The organism is Demequina iriomotensis (genome assembly GCF_000971395.1).
Taxonomy (GTDB): domain Bacteria; phylum Actinomycetota; class Actinomycetes; order Actinomycetales; family Demequinaceae; genus Demequina; species Demequina iriomotensis.
The window spans coordinates 168,759-185,998 of record NZ_BBME01000009.1 but is presented as its reverse complement, the minus strand read 5'-3'; the positions used below and the strand labels follow the sequence as shown (position 1 = coordinate 185,998).

The window sequence follows — 17,240 nt, the reverse complement described above, 5'->3', positions numbered from 1 at the left end:
TCAGGCCTCCTCGGTAGAAGCATCGTCGTTGCTCGCGAGAGATGCGAGCGTGGAGCGGAACGTCGCGTCGGCGCGCGCCGTCCACCAGGCGTCGGGGACGGGGGTCACGTCGAGGCGCGCCCCGGCGGGCAGCACGCGCGCGAGGGTCGCGCCCGTGCTCGACGGCAGCGAGCTCACGTGCGCGAGGCCGCGCGCCATGCCGAGCACGATCTCGGCGGGCAGGCCCGGCTCGAGAACCTCGAGCCCGCCCGCGCTCAGGCGCCCGAGCGACTCGCCGCCCTCACGCCGATGCGGCAGATACGCGGTGCCCGCGGGGTGCGACGTGGCCCAGCGCTCGTAGGCCGCGGCGTCGACGTAGCCGTCGACCGCGAGCGCGGACCCGAGCACGACGGTCGCGGGCAGCGCCACCGGCGGATCCGCGTCGAGAGACCGCAGCCATGCGTAGGCGTTGGGGACGATGCGCGCGCCGGCGAGCGCGGCCATCGCCGGGTCCTCCGCGTAGGCCGTCACCAGCGTGACGTCGCCCGCGCGCGCCGCGGCGCGCAGGCGGGCGCCCACCACGGCGCCGAGCATGCGCTGACGCAGCGGCTCGCGCTGGCCCATGCGCGAGAAGCGCTCGTGGCCCGCGAGGACCGCGGCGAGGTGCAGCGCGGCGGAGCCGTCATCGACCACCACCAGGTCCCGCACGCCGGTCGCGGCGACCACCGCGCGGAACTGCCCCGAGAAGGCGTCGCCGACCAGTCGGCGGCGCGCGTCACGGAAGGCGCGGTCCGTCGCGGACGCGGCCATCGCGAGCGTGACACCGCCAGGCAGGTGCGGCTCGAGCCACGCGGCGGTGTCCGCGAGCTGCGCGACGCCGTCGCGCAGGAGGATCCGGGTCTCCTCCGCGCGATGCGACGCCGCCTCGACAGCGTTGATGAGCTGGAGAGGCGACTCGACCCACCCGATGCGGAGGCCGCCGGCGCTCACTTCGACTTCTTGTAGGCGTCGATCACGTCGTGCGGATCGCCGTCCATCCTGAGCGTGCCGTGGTCGATCCACAGGACGCGCGTGCAGGTGTCCAGGATCGAGCGCATCGAGTGGCTCACCAGGAAGACCGTTCCGGCCTGCTCCCGCAGGTCGCGGATGCGCTGCTCGCTCTTCTCTCGGAAGGCCTTGTCGCCCACCGCGAGCGCCTCGTCGACCAGCAGGACCTGGTGCTCGCGCGAGATCGCGATCGAGAACCGCAGGCGCGCCGCCATGCCCGAGGAGTACGCCTTCATCGGCAGGTCGATGAACTCGCGGATACCCGAGAACTCGATGATCTCGTCCCGCCGGGCGTCGACCTCCTCAGGCGACATGCCGAGCGCAAGCCCGCCGAGCATCACGTTCTTCTCACCGGTCAGACCGTTGATGAGCGCGGCGTTGACGCCCAGCAACGCCGGACGCGAGGCGCCGTACACGGCACCCTTGGCCGGCTGGATGAGACCCGCGATGGTCCGCATGAGCGTGGACTTGCCGGACCCGTTGTGGCCGATGACGCCGATCGACTCGCCTTCGTGAGCGACGAAGGACACGCCCTTGAGGGCATGCACGATGCGGATGCCGCGCTGACGGCTCATCAGCGAGCGCCTGTCCGCAGCGGCCTTGCCGGAGGCGAAGGTCTTGTAGTCGACGTGGAGATTGTCCACCACGACGGTGGGATTGCGCGGCTCAGTCACGGCCGTACCTCTCCTCCGCGCTCCAGAAGAACACGATGCCGGCGATGAAGAACACGACGGCGGCCACGAAGGCGGTGATCACGATGAGCGAGTTCACGGTCTGACCCTCGAGCACGCACGTCCGGACCATCTGGATGTAGTCGTGCACCGGGTTGAGCTGGGCGAGGGTGAGCATCCACGGCGGGTTGTCCGCGAGCACCTCCTCGATGGAGTAGAAGATCCCGGTCATGTACATCAGGAGCCGCGTCACCACCGGGATGATCTGCGTGACGTCGCGCAGGTGGACCGTGAGACGGGCTGCGATGAGCGCGACGCCCGTGTTGAACAGGGTCATCAGCGCAAGGATGAACGGCACCAGCAGCCACCGCCACGTCGGGAGCTCTCCGAAGCCGATGAGGATCACCGCGAGCACGCCCATCATGGGCACCAGCTCGTAGATCTCCCTGACCACCGCGGAGACCGGGAGGAGCATGCGCGGGAAGCCGAGGCTGCGGACCAGCGAGGCGTTGCCGGTGATCGCCTTCGCGCCCTGGCTGAACGACCTGCCGAAGAAGTGGAAGACGAAGAAGCCGCTCACGAGGAAGGGGATGAAGTTCACCCCGGCTCGCGACGACCGGTCCATGATCACGCCGAACACGAGCCCGTACACCGCCGCCTGGAGCAGCGGGTTGAGCACCACCCAGGCGAGGCCGAGCCGGTTCTGCGCGAGGCTCGCCTCGATCTGGTACTTCGCGAGCCTCGTGGCGAAGTGGCGCCTCTGCCACATCTCCTTCAGGTAGCTCGGCAGGGACGGCCGGGCGCCGACGCGCTCGAGCCCTGCCTCCCGCGCAAGCGCGGCGTAGTCGATGTCGGTCACACGTCTCCTCGGGGGTGAAGCCTCAACGTCCTGCGAAGGCGTTGTGCCCCCTGCTCGGCATGAGGATACCCAAGACGCATCCGACACCCCAAGACAGGTGCATGGTGGGAAGCACGCCGAGGAGCCGCCAGCGCACGGCGCGCGGCGCGTCCGCACGGAGCCCGGTGAGCAGCACCCACGCACCGTAGACCACGGCGGGGAGCAGCCCCATGCCCGCGAGCACCGTGCCGACCATGGAGCCGAGAACCGCGCCCACGACCACGAGGACGAGGCCGAGCCCGAGGCCCGCGACGAGCGTCGGCGGCACGAAGTAGCGCAGCGGCACGCGCCCTCCCAGGCGACGGATGATCTCTCCGCGCCACCGCCCTGACGCGTGGAACTGCTTCGCGAGCGCCTTCACGGAGGAGCGGGGACGATAGGCGACGTCGAGCGCGGGCTCGAACCACACCAGGCCGCCACGCGCGATGAGCCGCCGGTTGAGGTCCCAGTCCTCGCCCCTTGAGAGCGTCTCGTCGAAGCCGCCGATGCCCAGCACGGCGGCACGGTCGAACACCCCGAGGTAGGCAGACTCGGCCGGACCGGCGTCGCCTCCCGTGTGGTAGACCGCCCCTCCGAGCCCGCCGGGCGAGTTGTAGCCCCATGCGACCGCCTGCTCGTACGGCGTGACGCCCGCGGCGTGCATGCGGCCGCCCAGGTTGACGGCGCCCGCCGCGCGCAGGCTGCGCAGCGCGGTCACGGCGTAGCCCTCGGGCAGCACCGAGTGCGCGTCGACCCGGATCACGACCGGGTAGCGCGCCTCGGTGATGCCGATGTTCATCGACTGCGAGATCGCGTTGCGGGGGTTGTGGAGGACCCGGATCTCGGGGTGCGCAGCCGCGAGCCCCGCGACCACCTGGTCGGTACGGTCCGTCGACGCGCCCAGCACCAGCAGGATCTCGCGCTCGTCGAGCCCCTCCTGCGCAAGGATCGACGCGACGGCGGCCGCGACGTAGTCCTCCTCGTTGAGCACAGGCATGACGAATGACGCACGCAGCGTCGGCTGCTCTCTCACATCCACCTCTCGATCACCGGCTTCCGCCGAGCCGTCCTGCCACGATGCGCCACAGATCGCGCGTCGGCAGGTCGCGCGCGGTGAGCGGCGCCCGCGCGGCCGTGTCGCGCTCGCGCACCAGCGCGGGTCCGGCGGCGTCGTACAGGCCTCCGCACCCGAGCATCGTCGAGATGGTCGCGGCGAGCGCCGTCGACGCGCCGTCGACGGGCACGGTGCCTGCTCCCTCGTCCAACGGGCGGGCGGTACGCGGGGGCAGGGATGCTCCCCGCGTCCGCAGGCGGCGGGCGAGGGCGGCATCCGCCACCCGCTCCGCAAGCGTCCCGATGCGTGGCGACGCCGTCGCGGGGGTCCCGACCGCGGTGCGGTACAGGCCGCCGAGCACCGCCTCCTCGACGATCACGCTCCGCACATCGTCCGCAGCGTGGTGTGCCAGCCGTTCCCGGACGCGCCGTACCAGCGCGCGCTCGCCGGCGCCGAGCTCTCGCGGCTCGGCCGTGACGGCGATGCCGAGCGCGCCTCCCAGACCGCCGAGCGCGGCCACGACCACCACGCCGCGGTGTGCGCGCAGCGCCGCCGACGCATCCCGATGGGAGCGCACGAGCGCGAGCAGACGCGAACCCTCGCGCCCCGTGGACGCGAGCCGAGCCTGCCGGTCGAGCGTGGCGGCATCGGAGATGCGCCGCAGCACCAGAGCGTCCCGCGGGACATCGACATCGGCGAGCGCGTGCGCGTCCGCCCTCACCACGGCCCGGATCATGCGCGCGCCGTCCCGCCGAGCGCGCGGCGCGCCAGCTCGGCCGCGGCGGCTCGCGCGCCCACGCGTCGGCGCGCGCCGGGCTCCGCGGCGCGCCGGCCCCGCGTGTCGAAGTCGATGCCCTCCCCCAGACCCGAGGAGACCGCTCCCGCGACGGCGAGCGCGGCGAGGTCGACATCCACCCGCGCGAACGGCGAGGGCGCGGCCGCCGCGACGCGGCCCGGCATCTCGCTCAGAACCGCGACGTCGCCGATGATCCTCACGCCGATGTGCTCCAGCTCGCTCGCCGCCTGGGCTCCTCGCTCCGCGATGCGACGCGCCGCCGACTCGTGCGCGACGATCCGGTCCTCGTGCTCGCCGGGCACCCGCTTGCGCAGGATCGCCGACACGGCGCCCGTCTTCATGAGCCGGTAGTAGTCGTCGCGGCGCGGGGGCCGCGGGCTTGCCGCATAGTGGACGTTCGCGCCCGCGAGCAGCTCGGCCTCCATGCGGGACAGGCTGCGGTTGTCGTTGAGCGCGTTGCGCGGGACATCCGACAGCGTCCGCGGCGGCAGCGACAGCATCTGCTCGAATGCCTCGAACAGCAGGTTGGGGCGCTCCTTGTCGAGCACGACGACCGAGACGTGATCCGGGCCGAGCGCCTCGGCCCATCGGCGCGCGATACCAGGGAGGTCATGGCGGCGCCAGAACCCCGCGATAGCGCCCTCGTGAGGCACGGGACCGAGCACGGCCTCGAGCCACTCGGCGAACGGCACGTCGCCGGCGTCCTTGATCCACTGCTGCCACGCGGACGCGAACATCGACGGGTAGCTGCGACCTGTGATCACCACGTGGGTCTCGGGTCCGAGCTCGGCGCGGAAGCGGGCCACCGCGTCGTCGTCGGCGAGCACGATCTGCTCGTAGCTGATCCACCCGATGCATCCCGGATGCGAGCGGAGCTCGTCGCGGACCGTGAGCCACTCAGAGATCGGACGCGACCCGGTCACCGCGGTGGCGCGACCCATGAGGGCGTTGCCTGCCCGGATGTGGTTGAGATTCCTGCCCGGGTAGCAGACCCCCATCTGCAGCAGCTGACCACGCAGGCGATGGGCCGCCGACTGCACCGCCGTCGTGCCGGACTTGGGCAGCCCGATGTGAAGCAACGTGGAGCCAGCGGGGAGCGGGACGACGCCGCGGTCGCCGGCAGCAGTCATGGTCAGCCTTTCGTGTGCCCGGGGACGGTCGAGATCGCCGGACCGCACGGACCGGGCGCCACCATGGTACGTGCGGCGCGCGGGAAGGCCGCGCGCGTCAGGTGATCGCGGGGCCGGTGGGGATGGTGGAGAGGATGTCGGCGGGCAGGACCGTGGACGCACCGTAGGCCGCCTCGAGCTGCGTCAACGTGGACCCATCACGGACCCGACGACGCTCACCGTCCTCCATGAGCCACAGCCCACCCGACGGACCCACCAGGACCCGTCCCACCGTCTGCGACGACACGTCCGCGACCGTGCAGTTCCACGCGCTGTACGACACGAAGTCGACCGCACCGGTCCACGACGCCGACGCAGACGCCGTGATACGTCGACGCTCGCCATCGACGAACAACCAGCGACCGCCATCGCACGCCGCCCCCAGCGAGGCCCCACCCGCGACCGAGTAGCCATCCAGCCAGTACGCCGGCACGGTCCGCGCCATCGACGCCACGTGAGACACCACCGCAGCGCTCGCCGGACGACGCGACGAGGCCCCATCGACCAGCCACCACGTCGATCCGCCATCACCCGACACCGCGGTCCCCGGCGCCAGGATGCGCCCGGCCGCCGGGAACGCCTCCACCGACGCCGTCGGCACCGTCACCGTGCTCGCGCTGATCCCCAGCGCCCGCGCCAGCACCGCACGCTCGACGTTGTCCCGCACCCGGCGACGCTCACCATCGGCCACCAGGTACAGCTGACCCGACTCCGCCCGCACGAACACCGGCCCGCTCAACGAGTACCCCATCACCGGGATCTCTGCCAGCACCGCATCCGGCAGCACCGACACCCCGGACGACGGCACCAGATCCGCAGCCACAGGCCACAGCCCACGCTCACGCAGCAGGTACACCTGACCACCGCTCGCGGCACGCACCAACCCACCGAAGCTCGTCACACCCGACGACGGCATCGCCGCCGACGCCACGTCCGTCACCGCGAACCACTGCGACAACCCCGCCGACGCCCACAGATCACCCCGCGGCGCATAGAACTCCGACGACGAACCCGCCCCCAGCACCACCGCACCACCACCACGCAACGCCTCACCAGCGCTGGCCACGGGGTTGCCGAACGGGATGTGCGTGAGGAGCGCGGCCGGCAGGGTCACCGGCGTGGTGGCGACCTCGTAGCCGGCCTCGGCAAGCGCCGCGTTGGAGGTGAAGACGTGGCGGTAGCCGTCCGCGACGTAGTACCTCTCGTCCGACCCGCGCACGAAGACACGCGAGCTCACCGCGTTGCCAAGGGGCACTCGCGCAAGCTCGTCGGGGGTGAGCCGGGCGGCCGCGCCGCAGCTGTACCTGAAACCATGCCCCTGACCGCCGGAGCACTGGTCGAGGAGGTGCCTCACCCCGTTCTCGATGAAGTAGTACTCGTTGGTCTCGGAGTCCTTGACCATGTACGTCAGCGTGCCCACGAGCGTCGAGTCAGCGAGGTACGCGGCCTTCACCGGCGTGACGCTGCCGAAGATGGCGTAGTCCTTGGGCGTCGGAGCGCTCCCGAAGGCGTAGCGCCGGTCCTCGGACACGAAGTAGCTCGTGCCGCCGTTCGACACGAGCGGCTCGATGCCGTGCGGGTCCCCGAACCAGTCGGAGTAGAAGCGCCAGAAGTTGCGGTTGCCGTACGCCGAGCAGCTGTCGCCCGTCCCGTAGAGGTTCTTGAGGGCAGCGGCGTTGGGCGTGTACGGGGTGTAGACGTACAGCGCGTGGGTCGCCTGGTTCTGGACGTAGACGTTCTTGGTCAGACAGGACGTCGGCACGTCGTACTGGATCGCCGAGTACGCGCCCGCGGCGTAGCGCTTGTAGTGGCTCGAGGCGGGAAGCGTGTAGCCCTTGAGGAGCGAGGCTCCGTAGTAGACCTGCGCGTAGAGGCCCTGGTAAGGCGTGTCGCAACCGCCGTCGTCGGGACAGCCGGCGCCCATGGCGTAGGCGAACGCGTGCGAGCTGGGCGCCGTGCTCGTGATCAGGCCCTGCTCCTTCTGAAGCATCACCAGGAGGGCCTTGGGACTGATGCCGCACGCCTTGCCCACGGTCGCGATGATCTGTCCGGCGGTACGGTTCGAGGCGGCCGCGATCGCCTTGCATCGTTCCACGCCGCCGAGGCTGCTCGCCGCACGCGCGGTGATGTCCTCGCGGTAGTTGACGATGCAGGTGCGCCCGAGCGCGCACCCCGGGTTCCGGTCGGCGATGAAGGCGTCGACCTGGGCCCCGGTGAGCGCCGCGCCGTCGAAGAACAGGTCGTCGGAGATGAGGAACCCTGCCTCGAAGTCTCCTGCATCGGCGGCGTCGGCCTCGGTCGCCTGGACCAGGCCGAGCGCCAGCGCGAAGGGCAGCGCCAGACCGAGCAGCAGCGTGCGCACCATCCCGCGCGACATGGACACCGTCACCCTGCTACCTCCACCTTGGCGGCGATCTCGAGCAGCTGCGCGCGCAGCTGGTCGTCGACGCCGCCGTCGTATGTCATGACCCCTTGCACCGCCGTCGCGTCGCCGAACGCGACGAAGATGGTCTGCGCGTCGCCGCCCTGCCCCTCCACGGGCACCAGGTCGACCACGAGGAGCGGCGCACCCGCGTGCGTGCTCGAGACCTCGTGCGAGACCGTGAGGCCGTCCTCGATGCCCAGGCGCGCGTAATGCGCCGCGAAGTAGCTGTCCGGGTCGGCCTCCGCGGGGTCGATCGCGCCCGAGGCGACGCTCGCCTCGGCTCCGCCGATCGCCCACGCGCCGATCGCCTCGTCCACGCTGGGATCCGCCGCGACCTGGCTCTCGAGCCCGGCATCGGGCTCCCATCGGGACGCCTCGGGAGAGCTGGACGCCGCCGCGGTCGCCTGCGCGCTCGCCTCCGCGCCGGCGGAGGCGGTCTCGGCGCCTTCGGGCGGCGCCTTCACCTCCGCCTCCACCGAGGCGGAAGGGGTCGGCGTGGCGTCGCCGACCGAGGTCCCGTCGCAGGCGACCAGGGTGAGGCCGCATCCGGCCACCGCGACCGCGACGGCTGCGCGGTGTCGCCATGCACCCATGATCATCCTCTCGAGACGCCGGGATCACCCGGTCGAAGCACGCTAGCCGATCGCTGCGGGGGCGGGCCGCTGACACGCGCACAAGCCCGCCGGTCGTGCTCCGCATGAAATAATCCTCGCCGAACCGTCACCCGCGCGACAGCGCGGGCACGACAACGACTCGGAGGACATATGCCTGGCTTGCTGCGCAGGGGCTACTACCGCACGCGAAGCCTGCTGGGCCGTCACGTGGTCCCGCGCGCGCCGTGGCTGCGTCGCCTCGATCCGCGTCCCCCGCGGCCCGTAGCGCCTGCACCCAAGGCCGCGCCGGTCGCAGCACCAGCGCCCAAGCCGGCTCGCTTCAGCGCGCTCAACCTCGACCGCCTGCGCCGCGCCGGTGGCGAGTACCCCGGCTCGCTCCCGGTGACGTCGCACGCCGAGGACCTCGCCGCACTGGTCGGCGGCCGCTCGGACGTCGCGCATTTCGAGGACCGCATCGGCACCGTGCCTCCCCCCGAGGGGCTCGTGTTCGCCGGTGTGTGCAACGACAAGTACGTGCCCGGCCTCGAGGCGCTCATCCTGAGCCTCGTGCGCGTCTACCCGGGCATGTCCAACCGCTTCGTGATCTTCCACGACGACGGTCTGAGCGACTTCGCCCGCGCGCGCCTCCTCGGCATCTACCCCCACTTCGACTTCGAACGGCGTGACCCCGGCGTCTACGACGTCGCGATGGGCACCGGGTACAACCACGCCCGCGTGGGACTTCTCGGGTACCTCACGCTCGAGGTGCTCACCATGGAGGAGCCCGAGTGGATCGTCGTCCTCGACACCGACCTGCTGGTGCTCGGCGACATCTCCGCCTTGTGGTCGGGCACGCGCATCAAGGCGGTCGCGGACGTCGGCCACCGCCCGTACGCCATCGCGTCGGCGGAGACGGGGCGGCTCGTCATCAACAGCGGCGTGCTGTCCTTCCCTCGATCGGAGCGCGGCCCCGAGGCGGCGGCCCGCATGGCCGAGGTCCTGGCCCGCGTCAACGATGTCACCGACCCCGCCCTGTTCCGCTACGCCGACCAGAAGTTCTGGAACATCTACCTCGGTGGGCGCGACGTCGAGATGCTCCCGCAGACCTACAACACCAACAAGATCCTGCTGTGCCGCGACTACCCGGACGAGATCGGGTCGATCCGGATCCTCCACCTCACGGGCCCGAAGCCCTGGTACTCCTTCAGCGACGACACGCTGCTGACGGAGCAGGACCGCAAGTGGCGCCCCAAGGCCCGCGCCGAGTTCGCCACCGCGTTCGCGCTGTGGAACCAGGCCTACCGGTCCACCATCGTGCAGTCCCGCACGCAGCGCTTCCTCGCCGAGGAGGGAACAGCGCTCCGTGCGCTCGAGGGACGCTGCGCCGGGCGGCCCGCGGTGCTCATCGGCAACGGCCCGTCGCTCAACGACACCGACATGTCGGCGTTCGCCGGGTACGAGAAGATCGCGTTCAACTGGTTCGTCAACCACCCGGACTTCGACACGATCGCGCCCGATCACCTGGTGCTCCCGTCGCACATGCTCTTCGGCAGCTGGCACACCATGACGCCCGCGCTTCCCGAGGCGTTCCTCACCGCGCTCACGCGCCACGAGCACCGTCCCACCCTGTGGTTCTCCTTCTACTTCAAGGACTACATCGAGACGCTCGAGGAGCTCCGCGGCTACGAGGTCCGGTACTTCCTGTTCGAGAAGCCCTTCAAGCGGCGCATCGCGCACACCGGCTGGGCTCCGCTCGACCTCTACGCGCCTCTCGTGGACTCCAACACCGGCGTGCTCACCGCCGGGGTGCCGATGGCGCTGCACATGGGGGCGAGCCGCATCGTCCTGGTGGGCTGCGACTCGAACTACGCGAGCGCCTCCGGCTCGTACTTCTACGCGGGCTCCGAGCACGCCTCGAACACCACGCGCGAGGACACGCTCGTGGCGACGTGGGAGGACGGCGGCGAGGGCCCGTTCGGCTACCAGGTGGTCAAGGCTCTGCTGGATGAGCGCGGCGTCGAGCTGCGGGACGCCACCGTGCGCCCGAACCTGCCCATGCTCGAGCCGCTGTCGCTCGAGGACGCCCGGCTCGGCTGACCCGGGCACCGCTCCGCACCATCACGCCGGCGCCGCCCTCGCGGAACCCCGGCAGTAGAGTCGACTCTCGCGGGCCTGGCGCCCGCTGCCCGGAATACCAGTGGAGGAACCCATGGCCCGATCGCCTCGCCGCCTTGCGAAGGCCGTCGTGCTGCGCACCCCCGTGCTCGGGCCGCGGCTGCGCAATGCACAGCAGGGTCTCCGCGACGCTCAGCAGCAGCTGCGCGACGCGCAGACCCGGCTCGAGCATGCGCGTGCCCGCGTCGCCGGGCTCGAGGGTCGCCTCGACGAGGTCCGCGAGGCTTCCCAGCAGCAGCAGGAGCGGCTGCGCGAGCGGGTGCAGGAGGCCCGCCAGGACGCATCGTCAGCGCGCCGTGCGCGGCGCGACGCGGCTCGCACGCTCGATCGCATGCGACGCGATGCCGCGACGGGCGACGTGGAGGGCCTCCTCGAGTCCGACGGCGAGCGCGACGGCGTCCGGGCACGCGCCGGTTCGGCGACGCTCGTCGAGGCTCTCAGCCGCGGCGAGGACCCGGGCACGGCCCTCGTCGCGTACGTGCGCGCTACCGCGCAGCTGCGCGACCGCTGGCGCGCGCCGGTGACGGCCGAGGCGTTCGCGCGGCAAGGAGTCGAGAGGCGGCATGCCGATGCCGCCCGGGCGCTCCACGCGATCCTCACCGGGCACCGCGCGCTCGCGCAGCACTTCCTCGACCGGGCCGAGCCCGGGGACTGCGCCCGCCTGTTCCCGGTGGAGTACGCGGCTTTCCGCCTGCGCGAGGGAGCCGTGCCCGCGCAGGTATGCGACGAGGTGCTCGCCCACGCCACGCCTTCACCGCACGAGATCATCGCGCTCCGAGACGTCTTCCTCGCGGTCCGCGATCTGGAGTCGGTCGCGCGCCTCGGCGACGAGGCCCGGCTGTCGCAGGACTCGTTCTCGGACGAGCAGCGGGCCGCGCTCTCCCATGTCGACGCGACGGTCGCCCGCGCTCGCGCCGCCGGATCCCACGCCGATGCGCCCGGGACGGTGCGCCTCGCCGTGATGAGCTACGGCCGCGCGTCGTCGAAGGCCGGCTCCATCAACATCGGCGACTACATCCAGACCATCGCGTCGCTCAGCCACGTGGTGCGTCGCTCCGACGTCACCCTCGCCGGCGACGACGAGCTGGTCGCGAGCGCCCGGCGCCTGCAGGACCGCATCCGACCCGATCTGCGGCTCGACGGCACCCCGGCGACGGTCGAGCTCCTCGAGATCAGCCGCGACGACTCGACCTACGACGACGTCCCGCCCGCCACGTGGATGCTCGCCTTCGGCTGGCACATGCACCCGGACGCACTCGGCCGGCACGACTTCCCGTACCACCCGAACCTCGTCCCGGTGTTCGTCTCGTTCCACTGCAACCGCCGAGAGCTGCTGACGGCCGAGGCCGTCGAGTACCTCCGCCGTGCCGAGCCGATCGGCTGCCGCGACTGGTACACGGTCGACCTCCTTACCCAGGTCGGGGTGCGCGCCTTCTTCTCGGGATGCCTCACCACCACGGTCGACGCCTACGTCGAGGACCGTTCGGCCCCCGCGTCGTCCGAGACGGGCTACGTCGACGTCAAGAACCCCGGCGGCACGGTGATCGCGCAGGAGCGGCCCGAGGTCGCGGGCCTCACGCTCGCGGCGAACCTGGACCTCGCGCTCGAGACCCTCGACGGCTACCGCCGCGACTTCGGGCACCTCGTCACGTCTCGCCTTCATTGCTACCTCCCCGCCGCGAGCATCGGGATCCCGACGCGCTTCACGCCTCGTCGCGAGTCCGACATCCGGTTCGAGGGCCTCCTCGACGCAGGCGAGGACGACCTCGCGACCATGCGCGAGACCCTGCGAGAGACCCTCATCCGCCCGGTCCTCGACCTCATCCTCGCCGGCGCCGAGGAGCCCGAGGTCCGCGCACGCTGGCGTGAGATCACGGAACCGCTCGTGGACGTTCATGTCGCGCGGAGGTCCACGGAGCACACGTGGCCCGCCCCGCGTACCGAGCTGGTGGCTCTCGCCCGCGAGCTGCGCGCAGCCGCGTGGTCCTCGCCCGCGACCGGCGCATCCGACGCGATCGACGTGTGCGTCGCGCTCGACCGGAACTACCTCGACGCCCTCTACACGATGATGACGGCGACCACCTCGCACCTGTCGCGGCCGATGCGCATGTGGGCCCTCAGCCGAGGGCTCGACCAGGCCGACTTCGAGGACTTCGCGCGCGCGTTCCCCGAGATCGACGCGACCTTCATCGCATGCGACAGCGTCGACTACGGCGAGATCACGCAGATGATCGAGCACATCACCGTGTCCACCATGGACAGGCTCCTGCTGCCCGAGCTGCTCGACGACCTGGACCGGGTGCTCTACCTCGACCTGGACCTGCTCCCGCTCGTCGACATCGCGCCGCTGTTCGACACTCCGCTCGGCGACGCGGCGCTCGCCGCGCGGCCCGCGATCGCCGACGTGCACGAGAGCGCCATGGCGATCCTCGTCGGGTCGACCCGCGGGCTGCCCGGCACCAGCCGCGCCGGTTGGCAGCTGCAGTCCTTGCTGCACCGCGAGGTGCGGCAGGACTTCACCGTGTTCAACGCCGGGGTCCTGGTGATGAACCTCGGCCGAATGCGCCGCGACCGCTTCACCGAGCGCTTCGCCGCGGTCGCAGGGGCCTTCGGGCTCCACGATCAGCACCTGCTCAACATCTACGCGGGCCCCGACTACGTGCCGCTCGACGCCCCGTGGAACGCGTGGCCGTTGCGCGAGGTCCTCGACGAGCCCCGGATCGCCCACTGGCTCGGGCACGTGAAGCCGTGGCGACCCATGAACGTCCCGCTGCAGGACGAGTGGCGCGCCGCCGAGCGCGCTGCTGCCGCCCGCCGCGCCCGCTGACGCGACGGGCGGGGGTGCGCTACGCGACCCCGATCGCCTTGGCGAGGTAGGGGGCCAGCGACTCCGCGTAGCTGCGCGTCATGTGGTGGCCGTCGCGATACACCGTCGCGTGGCCCACCACGGGTCGGCATATCTCGGGCTCGCAGAACAGATCCGACAGGTCCACGGCGTGCACGCGTCCGCCGACCTCGTCGGCGGCGGTCGCCAGCGGATCGACGAGCAACGCCTCGTCCCGCGGGCGCGAGCACTCGGACGCGTCGAGCTGCGCCTCGACCGACGGGAGCGACACCAAGCAGTCGAGCACGTCGGGCAGCGGACGCGGCACGTCGCGGACCGCGTACACATCCGTCACCGTGGCGGGCAGCGCGTCCCAGGTCTCGGCGTATCCGGCGACGCCCGCCTCGACGCTGGTGAGCGGGCCCTCGTTGACGAAGCCGTTCTGCGAGGAACCCGAGGTGAACACGCGGCTGATCTCCGGATGCGTGTCCACGTAGTCCGACGCGGCGGCGTTCCACGCGTCGCAGCTCGCGGCCATGTCCGCGGGCGCCGCACGCGTCGCGGTCGTGAAGGGGCACGAACCCTTGGTGATCTCGACCACGTGCCAGCCCTGCTCCGCCGCGATGGCGCGGACCGCAGGGATCCAGTGGGTGGCGTGCGAGTCCCCGATGACCGCGACGGTCTCCACCGCATCGTCGACCGGGACCCCGGACTCGCACACGCGGAGCTCGGCCTGGGTCTGCCCCTGCATGCAGGTGCCCTTCACGGAGTCGTCGTGCGCGACCAGGGGTGCGGGCACGAGCACCCCGTCGAGCGCCGCATCGTCGCAGCCTGGGCCCTCGGCGAGCGCTGCGGCGCCGTAGCACCCTCCCGGCTCGGAGAGCTCACCCACCTGCGCCAGCTCCTGGACCTGGGCGTCCTCCGCGCGATCCACGGTGCGGATGACCATGAGGGCGCCGGCCAGCACCGCGACGGAGAGCGCCGTGCCCGCGACGAGCGACCACCACGGCGAGCGGCGGGCCAGCACCGGCAGGTGCCGCAACGGCTGCTCGACCCCGCGGTACGTGACCTCGGCGAGGATCCACGTGAGCGCGATGAGGACCACCTTGTCGACCGTGCGGAGATCGCGGCCCAGGACCGCCGGCGCGACCACGATGAGAGGCCAGTGCCAGAGGTACACCGAGTAGGACAGGTCGCCGAGACGCTGCACGGGGCGCAGCCTGCCCACGATCATCGGCGACAGGCGCGACTCCGTGCGTGCGACCAGGATCGCGAGCGCGCCGACCACCGGTAGGTTCGCGGCCCATCCAGGGAACGGCGTGGCGCCGGTGAGGATGAAGGATGCCGCCACGATGAGCGCCACGCCTGTCCATGACAGCACGGCGCGGGGGCGCTCCCGCCATCGCAGCGCCGGGAGGGCGGCGGCGAGCGCGCCGGCGCCGAACTCCCACGCACGCGTCGGGGTGATGAAGTAGGCCGAGGTCGGGGCGGTTGCGGTGCTCCACAGGGAGTAGGCGAACGAGGCGAGCGTGACGACGGCGATGGCCACCACCGCGATGGTGCGCCATCGGCGGCGCGCAAGCGCGGCGATCGCGAGGATCATGATCGGCCACACCACGTAGAACTGCTCCTCGACGGAGAGCGACCAGTAGTGCTGAACCGCCGTCGATGCGCCGTCAGCCGCGAGGTAGTCGACCGACTGCGCGGCGAGGAGCCAGTTCTCGACGTAGAACGCCGACGCGATCACGTGCTTCGCCGAGTTGTCCCATTGCGTCTGCGGGAGGTACGCCACGACGAGCACGAGCGTGACGCCGAGCACCAGCAGCGACGCAGGCAGCAGGCGTCGCATGCGCCGCGCCCAGAACTGCGTGAGCGACACCCGGCCGGTGCGCTCGACCTCCTTGAGGATCAGCGCGGTGATGAGGAAGCCGGACACCACGAAGAACACGTCGACGCCGACGAACCCGCCCGGCAGCCTGGCAGGCCACAGGTGGTAGAGCAGCACGGCTCCGACCGCGAGCGCGCGCAGCGCCTGGATGTCGAGACGGATCGAGGAGTGCGCGCTCGTGGCGGTCGGGCTCGCCACCTGAGACGATGCCGTCACGGGCGCCCGTCCCACGTCGCGAGGCGCGCGAGGAACGCATCGTTCTCGGCGGGCGCGCCGATGGTGACGCGCACGCCCTCGCCCGCGAAGGGGCGCACGAGCACCGCCGGGTCCGCCGCGCCGAGGTGCGCCGCGAGCGCGGCCGTCGCGTCGCCGACGCCGAGCCACACGAAGTTGCCCTGGGCGTCGGGCACGTCCCAGCCGTCGGCGCGCAGCGCCTCGAGGACGCGACCGCGCTCGGCGACCACGCGAGCCGCGCGCTTCTCGAGCTCGTCGCGCGCGTCGAGCGACGCGATCGCCGCGAGCTGCGCCGGGCCCGACACCGAGAACGGAGTCACGCACGCCCGCACGGGCGAGATGAGCGCGGCCGGGCCCACGGCGTAGCCGACGCGCAGGCCCGCGAGCCCGTACGCCTTGGAGAACGTGCGCAGCAGCATGAGGTTGGGGTAGCGCTCGAGCGACGCGGGGCCGTCGGCGACCTGCGGATCGCGGACGTACTCGAGGTAGGCCTCGTCGAGCACCACGAGCACGCGCGAGGGCACCGAGGCCATGAACGAGTCGAGCTCGGCCTGGGTCAGCGTCGGGCCGGTCGGGTTGTTCGGCGAGCACAGCATGACGACGCGCGTGCGGGACGTCACGGCCGCCGCCATCGCGCCCAGGTCGTGGCGCGCCTCGGCGGTGAGCGGGACCATGACGGGCTCGGCCCCCGCGATGCGCGTGAGGATCGGGTACGCCTCGAAGCTGCGCCACGCGAACATCACCTCGTCGCCCGGACCCGCGTAGGCCTGCAGGATGTGGGCGAGCACCGCGACCGACCCCGCCGCGACGACCACCTCGGCGGCGTCGCGACCCACCTCGCGCGCGATGCGCGCCGTGACCTCGGCCGCGCCCATGTCCGGGTAGCGGTTGACGCCTCCGGCCGCACGCTCGAGCGCGGCGACCACGGAGGGGAGCGGCGCGTCCGGGCTCTCGTTCGAGGACAGCTTCACCGGCGGCGCCGCGTCGGCGGCGCCACGCGCGCCCGGGACGTAGGCGGGCAGCGCGGCGATCGCGGGGCGGGCTTCGGGCAGGGCGGAGGCGTGCGCGTCGGGCATGGGAACCAGGATGACACCCCCGTGGAACAATGGCCGCCATGCGCTTCGTCCTGCTGTCCGCGATCACAGCCGTGGCCGTCTGGTTGGTCACCTTCCTGCCGCTCGGCGTCGAGGTCACGGGAGGCGATGCCGGTCCGTGGGCGCGCATCGGCGTGTTCCTGCTGGTCGGCGCGGTGATGGCGGCCGCGAACCTCATCCTCAAGCCCGTCGTGGATGCGCTCGCCCTTCCCATCAAGATCCTCACCCTCGGGCTGTTCTCCCTGGTGGTGAGCTGGTTCATGCTGTGGGTGACCGCGTGGCTCACCACGCTCGTGCCGTGGGCGGAGCTCACCATCGGCGCGTTCTGGGAGACGCTCGGCGCGGCGCTGCTCATCAGCATCTGCACGGCGGTCCTGTCCGCGGTGGTGCCCGGGGCGCGCCGCTGACGCCTCG

General features: G+C 71.8%; 13 protein-coding genes. 3 read left to right on the top strand and 10 right to left on the bottom strand.

The window, feature by feature from the left end:
• The 8 genes from AOM09_RS00945 to AOM09_RS00910 all read right to left on the bottom strand — a co-directional run bounded on the left by AOM09_RS00945 (position 1) and on the right by AOM09_RS00910 (position 8,611).
• Entirely contained in the window at positions 1 to 969 is a 969-nt protein-coding gene (locus AOM09_RS00945) for a hypothetical protein (RefSeq protein ID WP_062382991.1), read from the bottom strand.
• Positions 966 to 1,700 carry an ABC transporter ATP-binding protein gene (locus tag AOM09_RS00940; RefSeq protein ID WP_062382989.1) on the bottom strand — a complete coding sequence of 245 codons (735 nt, stop codon included), beginning with the start codon at positions 1,698 to 1,700 and terminating at the stop codon, positions 966 to 968. Before AOM09_RS00940 ends, AOM09_RS00945 begins: the two co-directional genes overlap by 4 nt.
• On the bottom strand, positions 1,693 to 2,556 hold the full coding sequence (locus AOM09_RS00935) for an ABC transporter permease (protein WP_062382987.1): 864 nt from the start codon (positions 2,554 to 2,556) through the stop codon (positions 1,693 to 1,695). Before AOM09_RS00935 ends, AOM09_RS00940 begins: the two co-directional genes overlap by 8 nt.
• Positions 2,557 to 2,578: 22 nt before the next feature.
• Complete coding sequence (locus tag AOM09_RS00930; RefSeq protein WP_156162166.1) at positions 2,579 to 3,607, bottom strand: glycosyltransferase family 2 protein; 1,029 nt, start codon at positions 3,605 to 3,607, stop codon at positions 2,579 to 2,581.
• 13 nt (positions 3,608 to 3,620) lie between these two features.
• Positions 3,621 to 4,364, bottom strand: a complete 744-nt coding sequence (locus AOM09_RS15055; RefSeq protein WP_062382983.1) for a hypothetical protein — start codon at positions 4,362 to 4,364, stop codon at positions 3,621 to 3,623.
• Positions 4,361 to 5,554 (bottom strand): hypothetical protein, encoded by a 1,194-nt coding sequence (locus AOM09_RS00920; RefSeq protein ID WP_062382981.1) that lies wholly within the window; start codon positions 5,552 to 5,554, stop codon positions 4,361 to 4,363. Before AOM09_RS00920 ends, AOM09_RS15055 begins: the two co-directional genes overlap by 4 nt.
• A gap of 97 nt (positions 5,555 to 5,651) precedes the next feature.
• Complete coding sequence (locus AOM09_RS00915; protein WP_062382979.1) at positions 5,652 to 7,982, bottom strand: hypothetical protein; 2,331 nt, start codon at positions 7,980 to 7,982, stop codon at positions 5,652 to 5,654.
• Positions 7,979 to 8,611, bottom strand: a complete 633-nt coding sequence (locus AOM09_RS00910) for a hypothetical protein (RefSeq protein ID WP_156162165.1) — start codon at positions 8,609 to 8,611, stop codon at positions 7,979 to 7,981. The genes AOM09_RS00915 and AOM09_RS00910 overlap by 4 nt, the downstream gene beginning before the upstream one ends.
• A 171-nt stretch (positions 8,612 to 8,782) precedes the next feature.
• Here AOM09_RS00910 and AOM09_RS00905 point away from each other — a divergent pair, with 171 nt between their 5' ends.
• Together AOM09_RS00905 and AOM09_RS00900 are read left to right on the top strand one after the other, a co-directional pair.
• Positions 8,783 to 10,708 (top strand): glycosyltransferase family protein, encoded by a 1,926-nt coding sequence (locus AOM09_RS00905; RefSeq protein ID WP_062382975.1) that lies wholly within the window; start codon positions 8,783 to 8,785, stop codon positions 10,706 to 10,708.
• Between the two features lie 112 nt (positions 10,709 to 10,820).
• The gene (locus AOM09_RS00900) at positions 10,821 to 13,613 is read left to right on the top strand and encodes a glycosyltransferase (RefSeq protein ID WP_062382972.1); all 2,793 of its coding nucleotides are present in this window, start codon (positions 10,821 to 10,823) and stop codon (positions 13,611 to 13,613) included.
• A 19-nt stretch (positions 13,614 to 13,632) separates the two neighbouring features.
• On the opposite strand, the gene AOM09_RS00895 is transcribed toward AOM09_RS00900, so the two are convergent.
• Entirely contained in the window at positions 13,633 to 15,714 is a 2,082-nt protein-coding gene (locus AOM09_RS00895; RefSeq protein WP_169747588.1) for an acyltransferase family protein, read from the bottom strand.
• Complete coding sequence (locus AOM09_RS00890; protein ID WP_062382968.1) at positions 15,711 to 16,808, bottom strand: histidinol-phosphate transaminase; 1,098 nt, start codon at positions 16,806 to 16,808, stop codon at positions 15,711 to 15,713. Before AOM09_RS00890 ends, AOM09_RS00895 begins: the two co-directional genes overlap by 4 nt.
• 38 nt (positions 16,809 to 16,846) lie before the next feature.
• Here AOM09_RS00890 and AOM09_RS00885 point away from each other — a divergent pair, with 38 nt between their 5' ends.
• Positions 16,847 to 17,233 (top strand): phage holin family protein, encoded by a 387-nt coding sequence (locus tag AOM09_RS00885; RefSeq protein ID WP_169747587.1) that lies wholly within the window; start codon positions 16,847 to 16,849, stop codon positions 17,231 to 17,233.
• Positions 17,234 to 17,240 lie beyond the last annotated feature (7 nt).

Bases quoted from the DNA above. Each gene is read 5' to 3' on its own strand.
- AOM09_RS15055 (WP_062382983.1), bottom strand. From the start codon at position 4,364: ATGATCCGGGCCGTGGTGAGGGCGGACGCGCACGCGCTCGCCGATGTC.
- AOM09_RS00920 (WP_062382981.1), bottom strand. From the start codon at position 5,554: ATGACTGCTGCCGGCGACCGCGGCGTCGTCCCGCTCCCCGCTGGCTCC.
- AOM09_RS00910 (WP_156162165.1), bottom strand. From the start codon at position 8,611: ATGGGTGCATGGCGACACCGCGCAGCCGTCGCGGTCGCGGTGGCCGGA.
- AOM09_RS00905 (WP_062382975.1), top strand. From the start codon at position 8,783: ATGCCTGGCTTGCTGCGCAGGGGCTACTACCGCACGCGAAGCCTGCTG.
- AOM09_RS00900 (WP_062382972.1), top strand. From the start codon at position 10,821: ATGGCCCGATCGCCTCGCCGCCTTGCGAAGGCCGTCGTGCTGCGCACC.
- AOM09_RS00890 (WP_062382968.1), bottom strand. From the start codon at position 16,808: ATGCCCGACGCGCACGCCTCCGCCCTGCCCGAAGCCCGCCCCGCGATC.
- AOM09_RS00885 (WP_169747587.1), top strand. From the start codon at position 16,847: ATGCGCTTCGTCCTGCTGTCCGCGATCACAGCCGTGGCCGTCTGGTTG.